The 17,438-nt window shown below is 35.9% G+C and carries 9 protein-coding genes; 1 reads left to right on the top strand and 8 read right to left on the bottom strand.

Features of this window, described 5'->3' with window-relative positions; genetic code table 11:
• Nucleotides 1–89: 89 nt before the first annotated feature.
• The 7 genes from BZK14_RS01195 to BZK14_RS01165 all read right to left on the bottom strand — a co-directional run bounded on the left by BZK14_RS01195 (nucleotide 90) and on the right by BZK14_RS01165 (nucleotide 13,891).
• Nucleotides 90–5,444, bottom strand: a complete 5,355-nt coding sequence (locus BZK14_RS01195; RefSeq protein WP_077924783.1) for a DNA repair ATPase — start codon at nucleotides 5,442–5,444, stop codon at nucleotides 90–92.
• 87 nt (nucleotides 5,445–5,531) lie between these two features.
• Nucleotides 5,532–7,592 (bottom strand): flotillin family protein, encoded by a 2,061-nt coding sequence (locus BZK14_RS01190; RefSeq protein WP_245831112.1) that lies wholly within the window; start codon nucleotides 7,590–7,592, stop codon nucleotides 5,532–5,534.
• Between the two features lie 93 nt (nucleotides 7,593–7,685).
• The gene (locus BZK14_RS01185) at nucleotides 7,686–8,321 is read right to left on the bottom strand and encodes a hypothetical protein (protein WP_077924782.1); all 636 of its coding nucleotides are present in this window, start codon (nucleotides 8,319–8,321) and stop codon (nucleotides 7,686–7,688) included.
• Between the two features lie 243 nt (nucleotides 8,322–8,564).
• The gene (locus BZK14_RS01180) at nucleotides 8,565–9,026 is read right to left on the bottom strand and encodes a RidA family protein (protein WP_077924781.1); all 462 of its coding nucleotides are present in this window, start codon (nucleotides 9,024–9,026) and stop codon (nucleotides 8,565–8,567) included.
• Between the two features lie 216 nt (nucleotides 9,027–9,242).
• Nucleotides 9,243–10,721, bottom strand: a complete 1,479-nt coding sequence (locus tag BZK14_RS01175) for a hypothetical protein (protein WP_077924780.1) — start codon at nucleotides 10,719–10,721, stop codon at nucleotides 9,243–9,245.
• A gap of 15 nt (nucleotides 10,722–10,736) precedes the next feature.
• A complete protein-coding gene (locus tag BZK14_RS01170; protein WP_077924778.1) occupies nucleotides 10,737–12,674 on the bottom strand; it encodes a Na/Pi cotransporter family protein in 1,938 nt (645 codons plus the stop codon).
• Nucleotides 12,675–12,763: 89 nt separating this feature from the next.
• A complete protein-coding gene (locus BZK14_RS01165) occupies nucleotides 12,764–13,891 on the bottom strand; it encodes a hypothetical protein (protein WP_245831111.1) in 1,128 nt (375 codons plus the stop codon).
• A 152-nt stretch (nucleotides 13,892–14,043) separates the two neighbouring features.
• Between BZK14_RS01165 and yccS the strand changes: the two genes are divergently transcribed.
• The gene (yccS, locus tag BZK14_RS01160; protein ID WP_077924776.1) at nucleotides 14,044–16,173 is read left to right on the top strand and encodes a YccS family putative transporter; all 2,130 of its coding nucleotides are present in this window, start codon (nucleotides 14,044–14,046) and stop codon (nucleotides 16,171–16,173) included.
• A 12-nt stretch (nucleotides 16,174–16,185) separates the two neighbouring features.
• Here yccS and BZK14_RS01155 read toward each other — a convergent pair whose 3' ends face one another.
• On the bottom strand, nucleotides 16,186–17,403 hold the full coding sequence (locus BZK14_RS01155; protein ID WP_245831110.1) for a sugar transporter: 1,218 nt from the start codon (nucleotides 17,401–17,403) through the stop codon (nucleotides 16,186–16,188).
• Nucleotides 17,404–17,438: the final 35 nt, after the last annotated feature.

Raw genomic sequence — 17,438 nt, 5'->3', positions numbered from 1 at the left:
TAGTTTTTTTGTAAAATTTATAGCTCACTATAAAAATAAAAACCCAAATAGCTTTTCTATTTGGGCTTCCCTATTATTCACACTATTACTTATTCAGTCACAATTCTATTTTCTTTAATCAATCGTATTTCTCGGCGGCCGCCCAATGCTTCAACACCTTTTACAAGTGCATCCAAACGATGAACAATATATTGCGGATTATTCATCTGCATTGTTTCTTTCAAGCTATTCATACCTTTAACTAACTCACCCATTTGCTTTGCCACATAACGATTCACTTGTTGCTGTTCATCATTATTTTTCAATGTTACTAATCCTTCGCTCAAGCGCTCGATCTGTTTAGCAATGTACAATGAAGCTTCTGTATTGGCTTTTTGATGATCATTCGTACTCAAAGCCGTAGATAATTTCGTCACTTCATCGGCAATTTTAAGGCTTGCATTCGTTGCATCTTGATGATCACCCATTAATCGAAGACTTTCCGTTAATGACACTAAATGATTCGCAAAATTCAGATCTTTAACGCTCATTGCCAATTCCGCCAACTGCGATACAATCTTCATACCTGTATCCGTTTCATCCCCACCCATGGATTGATTACGCGCAAAATCACGTTTAATCTGTGCCCAGCGCTCTTTCTCAACATCTGTTAAAGTGCCACGAATTTCATTGAGTTTTAATAAGTTTTCTTCCGCACCTGATGTCAATAGCTGCGCCTCACCAATGTAGTGGTCATTAATCACTTGATTAATTTCAGCATCATTCATCACGGCAGAGATTTTCTCCACCATTTTATTCATATTACGGTAACTACCTTGTAATTTGAACGGTGGTTCTGTGCGATATTTATCTGATTGTGCAGCACTTACGATGTATTGCTGATTCACTTTGAATACAATTTCACGAATGGTCATCAAATGCTTTAAGACTGTTGTGATTTCTGCAATTTCTGCACCACTATAAGCATAACTTAATGCACTCGAATTGATTGGCTTACCTTCTGCATGATCCATGAATTGATATAAATCCTTCAAATCTCGGAGCGCCAAAGGTGCTAACACAGCATTAGATGTTAATGAGTTTTCGATGTAGCTTGAAATGAATGCATCCTGCATACCGCCCAAGACTTCACCCAAGTTATAAATATCCGCACGGTTTGCCAACATATCAGGGATTTTAAACACTTCACCCGATTCTGTATAAGGGTTACCCGCCATCACTACGCAGAATTTCTTCCCGCGCATGTCATAAGTTTTAGTTTTGCCATGCCAAACACCTTCAATTCTTCGTGTACCATCACACAATGAAATGAATTTTTGCAAAAATTCAGGGTTCGTATGCTGAATATCATCGATATACAGCATCACATTATTGCCCATTTCAAAGGCTAAGTTAGCTTTTTCTAACTCTTGCCTTGCTGTTGCATTCGGTGCTTGATCAGGATCTAATGATAAAACGTCATGCCCCAAAGCTGGGCCATTTACCTTCATAAAGATTAAACCCAAACGATTGGCCACATATTCCATTAATGTGGTTTTACCATAACCCGGTGGAGAAATCAGAAGCAATAATCCCATTAAATCTGTGCGGCGATTTTCACCAACCGTACCCATTTGTTTTGCCAAGTTATCACCAATGATTGTAAAATACACATCATTGATCAATCTATTGCGTACAAATGAACTCAATGGTTTAGCTTTAAATTCATCTAAACGGAGTTGCTTACGTTGCTCTGCCAAAATATCTTGGCGCAGTGTCAAATATTTCCTAAATTCTGGCACAACATACAGACGATGGCGACGCAATCGCTTAAAGAATTCATCTAAGTTGATTTTCATTTTACCTTGGACAACACGAGCATGTTCACCCAATAAATCTGTGATCTCAATATCTAAATCTACTTCACTGAATCTCTGAATCACTTTACTGTCATTACCAAGCATCAATAACATAATCGCTTCAGGAATATAGCGAGCTTTATGTTCAAATGCAGGCAAAGAACATAAGCCCTTGAGCCAATTTTCGATTAACTGCCAACGAGCATCGAACCGCCCATTCATCGCAGCTTGTGAATGATTAAAGTTGTGCCACATATGTGCATCTTCTAATTTTTTCTGTAATCCTGCTGCTAAATCACGCCCATAATGGCTACAGACAAATTCTTGTGGTGTTCTTGCTAAAACATCAATCAAATATTCTGCCGCATGCTTTATATTCAGTGGCTCATGTTTGATCGGATATTCTGCATAGAACATAGATAAAGTCACTTCGATCTCTTCTTGTAGCGTATCTAACCCATCACGATGCCCAAACAAGGTATAAATATCCATACTTGTTTTCGCGCGATCAATCCAAGAGCTTGCCACATCATCTTCTTGCTCAAAATTCCAAAACAACATTGCCAAACTTCTTGCCATCGCACTGAAACGCAATAAATCTGCACTTTCATTCAATGGCACTAATTTTTTCAGAATTTGTACAGCATCGTGATCATGAATCCCTTTTTCATAACCATCACGATAACGGCTTGCTGCGAAATCGCGCACCAATTTATCCAAGTTTTCTTGCATAGAAATCGCCGCATGCAAAATGCCTGTGGTTAAGCCTTCCTGATTATTGCGCGCTGCAACGATGATGCTGTTTGCCAAATATTCCGCACGATAAACCTCTGGCGATTCTGATTCCATCGTCATATGCCAAAATGGCTGATATTGCGCTAAGATCTCATTTTGAATGCGTTCTTGATAATCTGTGCCTGTTAATTGCAAATAGAGATAATTTTCTTTCGGTAAAATCGTCAAATCAGGCTCTTGTGTATTCACGCTGAAACGATGTTTACCCAAACGAATAACATTACCACCTAACTCAAAAATCTCTGATTTATCACGAAGCGAACGAACTGCTTGATCTTTCGCACTTTTAAAGCGTGATTCAATATCATCTGCTTTAACGTTATCATGCAATTCACGGAGTTTTTCTGTGATTTCACGAATCTTAACAGCTAAAGCATCCGTCACAAAAAAAGCATTCAATTCGGTGGTATCGCTGAATCTCGCGGTTCTTCTTGGAATGCTTTCTAAAATACGATCAGCTGCTATTTGCAAGGATTGCGCTCTGCGTTGGCGCTCTTCTAACAATTGCTGTTTATGTCCTTCAAAGCTTTCTAAGACTTCATCACGCTTAGCAAGAATGTCTGCTAAAAATTCATCACTTTCGCTGAATTGATTTTCTAACTCTTCTAATTGCACCAATAAACGGGATAATTCATCATCACAGCGCTCGGGCGTAGTTGCTAAGTTCAAAGCATTGGCAACGCTTTGCCCAAAGAGTTTAAATTGAGCGCCAAACTGCGCCACCATTTCTGTCGATGATAAAGACTTACGCTTTTGAATGATGCGCGCCTTCATCTGATTTAACTTAGCGTAAACCTCTGCAATGGATTCAACAATTTTGGTTTGCAGTGTCACATCATCAAACTTCAATGTTGCCATCAAATTGGATAACATATCCAAATCGCTCGACATATCATCAGATTCTGTCAGCAATGTTTGCAATTGTGCGGTATTAACAGCTTGCTGCGTTGCCGTTTCTGTTGTTTGGATTTTATCCAAAAACGGCTGTAATGAGCGATCATCAGCTAAAAACTCTGCTGTTGCGCGAGAAATCAATGCTTGTCGCTCTTTCATTTGCGCTTCCATTGCATCAATCTCTTTCAGATCAATGTAACGATAACCACGCAATGTCACTAAGCGACCAATTTGCATATTAATGGAATGCAATGCTTCCACAAATTCATCGGTTTCTTGCCAACTGTCTGCATATAATTGTGATAACAATGTTTTTTGCATTGTCATCGCTTCTCGCATCGCATTATCTGATTGCTTGCGAATCGCTTCTACTTTTTCATATTCATCCAAAACCAATTCACTGGTTTGAGAGATTGAACGCAAAATGCCTGCAAATGGGAAATTCTTTTCATCATTGAGCCAAAAATAGCGATCAAACAATTGCTTGGTATTTTCACTCAATAAGCTATAGCGATCTGATGAAACACTTTGATCACCAATTTCACGCACAACATGATATAAATCGGAAATCCCACGCACTAAATCAGGATTACCAATTCTTCCTAATAAACTATTATTATTTGGTTGTTTGGCTGAATACTCATCACTAAAAAATGGCGTTTGCCAAATTTGCATCGGATGAACACGCGTTGCTTCATTATCCACCGATTCAAAAACCACCATACGACCATCTTCAAACACTGCATAACCTAACGCTAAAATAGGATTCGCTAGCGTTCGCTCGATCATATTGTAATTGAACAATGCCAAGCGCCCTTCTGCGCCATCATAGAAAATGTATAACACATCTTCACCATTGGGTGATCTGCGAATGCGGCGAAAACGCATTCCACTCATATTGTGTTCATACGTTTTAAAATCACCATTTTGCAAATAATAACCACCTGGAAAAATAATTCCGTGATCCTCTGGTAATTGAATACAAGCAAAACCTATTGAATCAATACGTTGCACTTTTTGCGTCATTATATTGTAAACAAGATAACGCCATGTATCTTCACGATAAGGCAATACTTTTAATAGAATCAATGAGCCGACTTTGGCATATTCTATTTTTGCATCGTTAATAGATTGGTTTTTATCCAAAACTTCTTCACGATAAATTCCCAAACCATCATTTGTATTATTTTCACATTTAACGGTCAGATCACCGCCAATTGTTTCCACAAATACGGTATCTAAAATGTTAATGTGCGGAAAACGCCCATTGACGATATTTTCTCGATCAGTTGCAATCCATTCAAAATCATAAGCTGGTGGCAATGAAATATCACGCTCACCACGATTATCAATGTATTCTATTTTCTGTTTATCACTAGAAATTGACCAACGGAAAACACGAATATCACTTAATCGTTCCCCCATTTGGAAGCTTGCCAACAACTTACCATCACGCTCAACTAATTGTAATAACTGAGCATTTTTATAGTAAGTATAAAGCTCATTAAAATCTTGAACAAAACGATCAATACTTAAAAATGTGCCCTCTAAAGGTACAGTTTCAACATCGTAACTATCATCATGCTCCACTAAACGGTAGAGCGAGAAAACATCTTCAACGTGCGTTTCTTTTTTTAAGCCTAAAAAAACGTTGTAACCAAACAGCAACCAATCACCAAAACGAACAATATCCCTTGCAATACAGTTATTTTCGGTACGAATGCGGATTCGCCCGATTACTTCCATATCACTTTTACCAAACTCTTCTAAACGTTTGGCATTCAAGGTATCGATATTTTCTTGAAGCTCTGTACCCAATGCATTTAATCGACGGCTTAATATTTCATAAGCACCACCTTCTGCAACTGCGCTATCTAAGACTTCTTGGTTTTGATCTTTCTGTTCGATTTCTGACATATTCACAACTTTATTTAAAATCAATCAACTCAGCATAGCGAGAAAACCTCGCTATGCTCTGTTTATTTTTCAAAAATGCATCAATGATTATGGTTGATCATCGTTACGCTCTTTGTTGCCTTGATAACCTAAAAATTGTGTTGCTAATGCATTTAAATCAACATTACTTAAAGGATTATGAGGAGTACCATCTGCACCACCATTTTGTGTCGGTGCTTGAATACGGCTCAATACAGTTTGCAACGCTGTTTGCAAAATTGGGCTTTGATTCACAGAACCTTCAATTGCTTTACCTACGCTAATCGCTTTAGAGAAACTTTCGAAGAATTGATCATTACCGCCCACAATTTCCATTTTCGCATTACTCAATGCTGCACCCAATACTTCTGCCTGTTCACGTGCAATTTCTTTATTAGCACTGATTGAAGCAATTGCCTGATCAAAACCTTTTTCTAAGGCTAAACGGAATTCTTCATGCGCACGTGAATCTTCTGTCATTGTACCCATTGCTTGGAATTTCTCGATCAAACCTTCTGCTTCTGCACGGAGTTTTTCACGAATAATAGAAGCTTCCACCAAGCCTTGTTTTTCAGTTGCTGTTGCTTTCGCCTCCACAACTTTAGCTTCTGCCAAACCTTTTTCTTGAATTGCTTTAGCTTCAGCAGAACCTTTCTCTTGAATACCTTTTGCTTCTGCGATACGCATTTCACCAGCAACATGAGCTTGCACCAATCCTTCTTTCTCTTCTGCCTCTGCTTTTGCTAACATTACACGTGCTTCAGCCAAACCAAGTGCCGCTTGCTCAGCTTCCATACCTTCTGCCATGCGTTTTTGTGCTTCAGCATCTTTCGTTGCTGCTTCCAAATTCGCTTGTGCAATCGTGCTAATCTCAACCGCACGATGTTTTGCAGCCGTTTCATCAGCTTCCGCTTGTTTCACTTGCTTCACTAATTCTTCTTCTGCTTTTGCTTGTGCCGCTAAAATTTTCGTTTGTTTATCACGTTCAGCCGCTGAAACTTCTCGCACTTCTTTAATACGTTCTTCTTCAATTGCCACTGTTTTTTCAACAGAGATACGTTCACGAATCACATCAGCGATGACACGTTTTTCTTCTTCAACAGCTTTATCTTTATCAATCGTTTGTAATTCAATTTCACGTTCACGCGCTACCACTTCTAATTCACGAGCACGAGTAACACGTTCTTCTTCAATTGCTACAGCACGCATACGATTTTGTTGTGCCACTTCCACTTCACGCAAACGATTCTCTTCACGCACTTCAATTTCTTGTTGTGAAATGATTCGAGCTTGTTCTGCTTTCAAACGTTCTTCTTCTTGCACTTTCAGAGTTTCTGCCAATTCGCGTGCACGAATCGTTTCAATTTCACGTTTTTGTCGAGCTTCTGCATCTGCTTGTTGACGCTCTAATTCTAATTTTGCTTCAAATGTTTCAGTATCTTTCTTTTTCAAAGCCAATTCTAAATCGCGCTCACGTTTATTAGTTTCATCTTTATGAACAGCTGTAATTGCTGTGATTTTATTGATACCTTCCGCATCGAAGATATTGTTTGGATCTAAATGACCAATTGGCGTTTGCTCTAAATAGTCAATTGCCACATCTTCTAGCGCATAACCATTCAAATCTTTACCGATGACATCTACAATACGCTCACGGAAGTTTAGACGATCTTCAAACAATTTTGCTAAGTCAAATTGCTTACCAACAGTTTTCAATGCTTCAGAGAATTTTGCACTGAATAATTCGCTCACAGCATGATGATCCGATGCACGATCTACACCAATAGATTTTGCTACTTTTAAAACATCTTCTGTGGTTTCATTCACGCGAATATAGAATGCAACAGCAATGTCCGCACGCAAGTTATCTTTACAGATCAAACCTTCCTTACCACGGCGATCTACTAATAATGTCAATAAAGAGATCTTCATGAACTCTTTCTTATGGATCACAGGTAGCACTAATTTACCTGTAAAGAATACTTTTGGTTTGCTCGTCGTATCATTCAGAATCAAAGCTGTGCCTTGTGGCACTTTGACATAAAATGATTTAATAATGGCAAATAAACCAAAGATCACAACCAGTGAAACACCAATCACTGACAAAACTAACACAACAATTTCTGGCATACGAGTTTCCTATCCTTTAAATTAATCTAAAAATAACTTTTGAATCTTATCTTTTTATACTGCTGAATACTGCTGATTTTGATGCTTAATTTTTTAAAAATATTTCTTTTTAGGAATTACTTCATAATAGTGATGAACAGCATCATATTTAACAATAATCGCCTCACTACCACGTGTTAATTGATTATCTTTGTTAAAACAACGAACTTGTAGAATCATACCTGCGCCGCCATCTTCATAAGTAGCTTCACCTTTTTCAGCATTTACAACGCTACTACGAATAATCACAACTTCACCTAAAATATCTTTATGTGTTACTGCTTTATTTAATTTGGATAACCATTTATTAAATGGTCGAAAGAATATAGATGTTGCGATTAAGCCAACAACGCCACTTACAAATATATTGGCTAAGCCTACGCCGTAATATAAAAGAGCAACGTCTTTCATCGGCATTTGAATCATTCGGAAAATAAGATAACTTGTGAGCCATGCAAATAAAGCAACAAATGTGGCAACCACAGTAAAAGGAATTTCATGCAATTTAAATTTTAATAAAATGCCGCCTAACGCATTGAGAGAACCCGCATCACCTTCTGGGGAAATATCTAAACTATCCAATTGGAAAATATCAATGGCACCAATTAACCAAAACATAATACACAGCAGCAATAAAGTTGTATAAATCACAACTGGAAATGCAAAAATTGTCTCTAAAAATAGCATCATACAGCTACTGTTCCTTATTCAGTTTTTGACTGGTTATACCATTTGGCGCTCTATTGGCAACGAAATATAGCACATTATAAAAAAAATTTAACTAAACAATATTTTTTATTTATATTTTTCTAACTTTAGTCAACGTCATAAAATCATGAATGAATTATATAATAAACACTGTTCAAATATCAAATAAAAAAATAGCGCCCGAAAGCGCTATTTAGAATTGTGTGTAATTAACCTAAAGGTAAATTATTTAACTGCGATCACTTCGATTTCAACAAACCATTCTGGTAAGTATAGAGCCTTAACTTCAAATGCTGAACGAGCAGGCGTATTAGGTTGTGCTTCAGTACCAAAGAACTGAGAATAACCTTTCATAAAGCCATCAAAATCCATTTTACCCACAGCTGGATCTGTCACTAAATACACTTGCATTTTAACAATATCAGACATTTCCAAACCTTTTGCCTTCAATTGCGCTTCAATACCTTTTAAAACGCTAACAGTTTGAGCTTCTGTATTACCAAAAGTACCATCTTCCTGTTTTGCAGGTACAACACCACTTAAATAATAAGTTTTAACAGCGCTAGGAACTTCAACTACAGTTGAAATTGGAAAATTGCCAGGTGCTGGTGTACGCACAATATTTTCTGCCATAGCGCCACCCATAATAGTTGATGCACAAATTAATGCTGCTAATGTCTTTTTCATATAAATCCTTAACTAATTGCTTTCTCATGTAAATGATCAACGATCATATAATTCACATAAATTGCGGTAAATATGATTTATGTCAAATCACATTCCGGGTACTACTATACCGTGAATATAGCTTTACGTGTACTCTTGGCATAAGAAATCATCATTTTTTTCAAAAAAAAAATATCACATATTATTGATATATATCATATTTTACTGAGTTGTATATTATTGTAAATCTTGAAAAGAAGCATCTTGTTCTTTAGAAAAGTCTAAAGATTTTAGGACTTCTAATCTTTTAATACCATCAACATTAATCACCAACCGAACTAACTCTGTGGCAACATTTTGATCACTATTTAAACGAATTCGTCGAATCATATACACATGATAAATTTTCTCACCCAATACTGGAGTTTCATCTTCTTCTAAAAAAGGCAATTCTTCGAATGCAATATCAATATAACGCAGATAATCTGATATATTAAAACGAGAAATATCAGCAATAGGAAAACGCGTTTTTTCAAATAAATTTGGCTGATTTTTCAAATGAACTTCTTTTTTATAAAAAAGAATATCGACATCCTTTTCGGTATAAGTTAAGAAGCCATCATTAGCTTGCTGATAAACCGCCTTAACATCATCTGGCAAAATACCATAATAAATAAACCTAAAAGACTCTTTGCAAATGCCAATAGGGCTTTTAACACCTTCCTTATAAATTAACAACTTACGATCTGGTAACCAGCGCTGAAACCACTGTTGCATTTTACGCTTACTAATATCTTTAAAACGATCTCTAAAAATATAAGCTAAGACAAGTGCAATGAATACTTTCATACTGATATCCGCATATTGTCCACCACGAATATTCAACATGACAAATAATGTAATACTCATAGAAATAGCCGCAATTGTTGCATAGATCGTATGCAATAATAAAGGGGCGCCTTTACGATGATTAATATCTAAAAAAAGATAACGATTAATATATCTACGCAGAGAACTCCAACGATGTAATACCTCTTCATTGCTTTCGCCCGGTTTTGCAATGCTTTCTGGATATTCCTGTTCACGATAGTTGATTTCTTCTCTCCATGCATGGCTAATCTCAGCACGACAAGGAATGGCTCGCTCTGTAATAAGCTTGCGTAAATAGAATGTTGTTACCCATGAAATATACTCATCACAATACTCAAAAGCATTAGAAGTGATCTTTTTTTCTATTGACCGACACTTTATTTCTAATTCTCGATAAGCCTTGATCGTTTTCTCAATATCCAATAATAATTGAAGAATATTATCTTCTGTTTTTTGATTCGGTGCTTTTAACAGAGATTTAACTGCCAAACGTAAACTACGCTTATAAGTTAATGCTACTCTTTTTAATGCATTTTCATAATATTCAATCTCTGGTGATTCTATTGACCAATGTTCTAACTCAATCGATAGTTTTTCCAACATTCCCTTTTTTTTATAAAAATACTTCAATTTGTGAGTTGCTGGACTTAATCGAACATAATTTTTTAAAGATTTTTGAAATTCTTTTGTGGAATATGATTGTGGATTGATTTGTAACGCAACGGGTAAAAAGAAATAAGTTTCCACTTGGTATTTAATATTTTTTGTTTTGGCATGATCAAACGAGACACGTTGCTTAATCTCAAACTGACGGTGGCCATGGATTTTCAATGATTCCTTAATCATGTGCACCTCTTTATACTATTTTACATCTGTCTGAACCTCTTGTTCCGTAATATGATGTAAATTTACATCGATATCTTCAGCCATCACAGGTTCAGCCTCTTTTTCATTTTTTGTTTCATCGCTATTTACAAAAGGATAAGCTTGGCTTTCAATGGTTAAACGTAAAATTCCATACAAGCTTTTAATTAAACGTCGGCAATAACTTAAATCATTCATCACAGAACTTGTACTAAAAGCATTCACCTCTTCATGACTACTTGCCAAAAATAGCTCTCGACGAAATACACGCTCAAACTGCTTACTTTTTTCTAATAAACCATCAATTTTTAATAGCACTTCTTCTCGTTTGATAGGGTCTGTTAGATCATCTTCTAAAGTGCTATAAATTGCGTACAGTGAGCGCATATTTGTATAAACAAATAATTTTAAATCCTGATAAAAATCACGCATAATACTATCGTGTACTGTTAAATATCGATTAAAATTCTTCTGTAAATGTCGGCTAGATTTAACCGCATCCACCAACGATAAAGCCACCATTTGGCAATTTAACAAATAATCTTGGTAATAATCCGCATCTTCTGAGTCTGAAAAATCTATGCGACTCATATAGATTAAGATATCGCCATATAGTCCCTTAACGTAACGTTTATATAAAATATTCGCATCCACCGATGCTTTAGCATGGCTCTCTAAAAAACAGAGTTCATCAAAAGTTTCTTTCGTAACATCCTCTAAAGGAATATTTAAAGATAAGCACAATACTTCACTACTGACTTCACCTAAATGCTGAACTTCTTTAAATACAGCTCCAACTGCAGCAGGCGGTACACCTAATGATTGTTCACGTAAATATTTAGGCTGAATAGATTTATCTAATTCAATGGGTTCATAAACTGTTTCGGCCGTTTCCACAACAACAGGAGATTTAACTTCATTGGGTACGATCTTCTCTAACCAAGCAATTAACCTACGTTGTAATTGCCAAAAAATAGAAACGCCCAATACATTAAACAATGTATGGAAAACGGCTAACTGAGTTAAATGATCTAAATCTAGCCGCTGCCCTAAAAACAAAACAATATAAGTCAATGGATGCAAAAGAATTAATGCTAATGAACCCGTTGTAAAGTTAAAAAGGATATGGGCAATTGCCAACCGCTTGCCTTCTCGACTTCCTCCAATAAAACCAATCACTGCAGTTGTTACTGTACTGCCCCAGATGGCGCCAACGGTTAAAATAAAACTATCATCCAAGGAAATTTGTTTTAAGCCTAATGCTGTTAATATCAACATAATCGTTGCATGGCTTGATTGCAAAACCATTGTTGCTAAAAAGCCCACTACAATTAAAATTAAGAATCGTTGGATACCGGATATCTGAAAAGTTGTTAAATCAAAATCTGTCGTAAAATCAGAAAAACCATTTTTCATATGAGTAATGGCTAAAAAGATAAAAGCAATCCCCAAGACAACACGCCCTAATGCTTTACTCTTTTCACCATTGAACGATGCTAAAACACCTAACACAAGTAGTGGATATGCAAAAGGTGCTAAGCTTACGCTTTGCCCTGCCATAGCCAATAACCAAACACCTGTACTTGATCCTAAATATGCCCCTAACATGATCATAAAACCACCAGCTAAGGTGATCAATGATGAACTAATAAAAGCAATGATTAATAGTGAAACTATCGTTGTGGATTGCAAAATCATCGTCGATGCAATACCAAACACCAAACCTTTCCAGCGTTTAGATGTACTTTTAGCTAATAGCTTTTCAAGTTTACCGCCTGCTAATTGCTGTAAACCATCTGTCATACACTGCATACCAAATAAGAAAAATGCTAAACCAGAGCACAGCTCAATCCAGCTTGGATTGCCTTTAAATGAATATAAAAGTATTGCTGCGACTGATAAAAATAGCGCATTACGAATTTGATTCTTATCCATACACCACTGATTGAACGAAGATTACTAATTGAGAGCTACCATTGTAGCGATAATATTTTGTTTTAGGGAATATTTATACCCCAAATACATTATGACTGATTAAGTTTTTGTGTAATATTTAAAAATTCTTTTCTAATCTCTGGATTATCAAACGGTACAATCTCAGGTACTTGCATTGAAGAAAATGCCTGAAAATCACGCTGACTATCCTGCATCAATGACAAAACATCTAAAGATACTTTAACAGTAGAATAAGTATTCATAGCAATAGCTTCACGAGATTGAGCCTTCTTCAAAATTGCTTGAGCATTCTTTGCTTGATCTTGTAGATATTTCATATAGCGATCTATTGCTTCCAAAGCCAATTGATTCGCTTCGATATTCTTATCTAAAATTTTACGCTGCTCTTTATCTGCTGTTGTTTTTAGGCGTTTTGCATCCTCTAAACTTTTTCTGGCCTCAATTTTATAGCTATCCAGCTGCACCATATATACTTTTTCTAACTTATAAATAAAATTTTCCTGAATTTTTACAACCATACGATGTAAAATCGTAGCCATACCATAATAGCGTTTAACAGCATCAAAATCTTGCGCATTGGTTTCCATTAAATGTTGTAACTGCTTAGATACAGCTGTTGCACTATTAAATAACATAATGGCGCGAATTGTATCTTCGCCTGTCACTGTCGTATAGAGAAAATCTAACTGCTCAGCATCTAACTGTACACCAGCTTTTGCCAGTTCATCACTCATACTGCTACGCAATTCCAATAAACTGGTTTCTAATTCAAGTAAATTTTTTTCATGTGCCTCAATCAATTGATCAAAGTCCGCACGCGTTGATGCCGTCCAAGTTTTCAATGTATCTGTGGGCGTGTATTTCATCAAAGTACTGGCTTCTTCTGATACAGAAAAAAGACGTTTTTCACGTAAATCACGTAAAATTTTACGCTCTTCACCAATGCGTTTTTCCACTTTAAAGTAATTTTGACGAAGGCCAACCAATTCAGGCAATTCTAAACGTATAATTAAATCATCTAAGTAATCATCAATATCAGCATTAGCAGATACTTTATCACGACCAAACCACTGGCTTTCAGGTAGATTAAAAGATTCGCCTAAAACACTTTCTGCTTTATCTAAAATGCTTAAGCCTTTATGGTCTAATTGTGCTGCACATATTTGCCCAATGTACACTGATAAAATTAGTGTCATAAGTGAATACTTCAATCCATTTTGCTTCATTTGTAATCCATCCAGCTTGATAATCCTGATGTCAACATTATACAGCTAAAATAGTTTTATCAAATTACCTGTAAAATTTAGTAAAATAGCCAATAAAATCATTCTGAGCATACAAAATAGTTATGAAAATTCAAACCGATCGTACCAAAAAGATTTTCTATCACAGCAATCTTCTTTTTAGTATTCGTATCATTATCGCATTATTAGGTACGACACTGATTCCTGCTTTTTTAGGTGAAATACATGCGACTATTCCGCTAACCTTAGGCGTGATTGCAGCAGCAATTGCAGATATTGATGCAAGCCCAAAACAGCGCATTGTTAATTTATCATTATTATTGACTTGTTTTGCAATTGCAGCATTTTCTGTAGAGTTATTGTTTCCCTATCCTGGGTTATTTTTAATCGGACTTATTTTATCTGGCTTCTTTTTCACCATCATCGGCGCATTAGGACAGAAATTTTCTGTAATATCCCTTGGTACATTGTTAATGGCTACTTATACAATGTTAGGTGTTGGATTATTTAAAGATCAATACGTTCTATCATGTTTACTTATATTGGGTGCTCTTTGGTATGGTCTCATTGCTTGGATTGAATCCATCGTTCAACCCATTCGCACTACGCATGAATATTTAAATCATTCATTCAAAACATTAGGCAAATTTTTACAAGCAAAATCTCACATGTTTGATCCTGATGAAACAGATGATTTTAAAATTCAAACATCTGAACTCACCACGATTAATCAAGCATTAATCAAATCTATGAATGAAAGTAAGCGCTCATTATTTAATCGCTTACGTGGTGATCAGGGCCATAAACGTGTGCGCATTATGTTGAATTACTATTTTGTTGCCCAAGATATTCACGAACGTGCAACCTCTTCTCACATCAGTTACCAAAAATTAAGTCATCAACTTAAAAATAGTGACATTCTATTTAGAATATCGCGCATATTATCCTTACAAGGTAAAGCTTGTGCTCAAATTGCTGATAGCATTAAATACCACCAGCCTTATCATCATAATCACTTATTTGAAAAATATTTTAAGTTACTCGATGAATCAATACAAAATGCTGACATTTCTATTTCATTACGATTAACCTTACAAAATATTCTGAAAAATTTAACTGAAATAGATAAGCAATTTCGCCAGATCAATCAAGTTAACTATATTTCACAAGATTCTACCAATAATAATATAGTGGAAGATGAAGTTTCTAGCTTTAAAGATGCTTATGATCGTATTAAAAAACATTTAACTTTAAAATCCGCACTATTTAGACATTCTGTACGTATTAGCTTAGTGTTTGCGATTGGGTATATTATTATCTTATTAACACATCTGCCGCATGGTTATTGGATATTAATGACTGCTCTCGTCATTTGCCAACCCAATTATTCAACAACACAAAAACGAGTTTTAATCCGATTTGCAGGGACAATCTCTGGAATCTTTTTAGGTGTATTTTTTGTATATCTTTTTAATACATTACCCACCCAAATATTCGCCATCATTACAAGTGCTTGGCTCTATTTTATATTTAAAAATTCTCGCCAAGCTTCTGCAACAGTATTCATTACTTTATTGGTCTTTTTTAGTTTCAGCTTAACGGGTGAAAGTTCTTGGGATGTTGCTTGGTCACGAATCATTGCAACCATCATAGGCTCTGTGGGCGCATTATTAGCAGTCTTTTTATTATGGCCGGATTGGAAATATCGCACATTACCAAGCTTGGTAGAAACTGCAAACCATGATAATGCCAATTACCTCAAGCAAACACATCGGCAATACCAAGAATCTCGTATTGATAATGTAGACTATCGTTATGCTCGCCGTGAAGCACATGAAAACTCAGCTGATTTATCAGAATTAATTAGCATTATGTCCAACGAACCCAAAGTTGATCATGATTTAATTGATCAAGCTTTTAGATTTTTAACACTGAATCATACTTTCATTAGCTATATTGCAACTTTAGGTGTACATAGAGCATCTAAGCTTTCACCTGATATCCAAATAATGTTTAATAACATAGAACATTTTATCCATGATGCATTACATCTCCATACAATTGATGATGTAAAAAATCATGAATACTGCAATGCTCTACAAGAAATTCTTGATACTTTCAATGATCATGATTATACGAATATTGATTATCAAGTCATTTCACAATTACAATTAATGTTACAGATTCTGCCTGAAATTATTGAAACATCTAATAAAATCATACTCAAACATTAACGGTCTTAATTTTTAATGTGTAACAACTCCTTTAGAGTTTGTTACACTTAAAAACTGCTGCTGATAGCGTTTAAATAAAAATAGTGCTAATAATAAAGCAACTATGCTAATCCCTGCCCCAACAAAACCTATGGATGCGAGATTAATCTGCGTGATCACTATATTACCAATCAAAGCGCCAGCACCAATTCCGATGTTAAAGATGCCAGAAAAAATGGACATAGAAACATCTGTGGCATCGGATGCTAAATCTAATACTTTAACTTGAAGTGCTAACATCACACACATGCTTGCAATCCCCCAGAAAAATAAAAGAACAAATAACGCAATAGCAGATGAGGCAATGGGTAATAATAACACTGTACATATTGTTAATAACACAATGGATAACGGTAAAAAAACTAAAGGATTGTGACCATTGTATCGACTAAATAAAACACTTCCCACAATGCCCGCACCACCAAATACCAACAATAATAATGTTGTATAATTTGCAGAAATATTGGCAATCTGTTCTGCGAATGGCTCAATGTAACTATATGCAGTAAAATGTGCTGTGACACAAATAGCCGTTAAGATGAAAATACCAACTAAAGCAGGTCTTTTAAAGATGATTGGTAAACTTTTTAATGATCCTGCATTTTGGCTTGGCAGCTTCGGTAATACTCGCATTAATACAACCAAAGTTATCAGTGCTAAAATGCCTATGCATAAAAAAGTATAACGCCAACCGATAGCCTGCCCAATTAATCGCCCAATAGGAATACCTAAAACCGTTGCTAATGCTGTACCAGTCGCAAGAATACCAAGTGCTTGGGATTTTCGTCCAACAGGCGCTACTCGTACTGACAACGCTGCTGTAATAGACCAAAAAATCGCATGTGCGATGGCAATACCAATACGCCCAACAATCAAAGTAGTAAAAGAATTAGCAAAAAAGCAAATAACATGGCTAATAATAAATATGATAAAAATGAACAATAGCAATCTCTTACGCTCCACATTGCCCACCATTAACAATAATGGCAATGATGCTAAAGCAACAATCCAGGCATAAATAGTGATCATAATCCCAGCTTCAGCGGCAGACATTCCAAAGTCACGACCAATATCACTTAATAATGCAATAGGAATGAACTCTGTTGTATTAAAAACAAAGGCCGCAAATGCCAAGCTAATAACACACAACCAAGCTGTATTAATATGAAAATTTTCTTGCGCCTGTTTCACTTTTATATCCTTTGATACCATCATCTGATATCAAC

The sequence above is a fragment of the Wohlfahrtiimonas larvae genome, from assembly GCF_002006755.1.
Lineage (GTDB): Bacteria > Pseudomonadota > Gammaproteobacteria > Cardiobacteriales > Wohlfahrtiimonadaceae > Wohlfahrtiimonas > Wohlfahrtiimonas larvae.
Note: the sequence above shows the minus strand (reverse complement) of the source record. Positions and strands in the feature narration are given on the sequence as shown.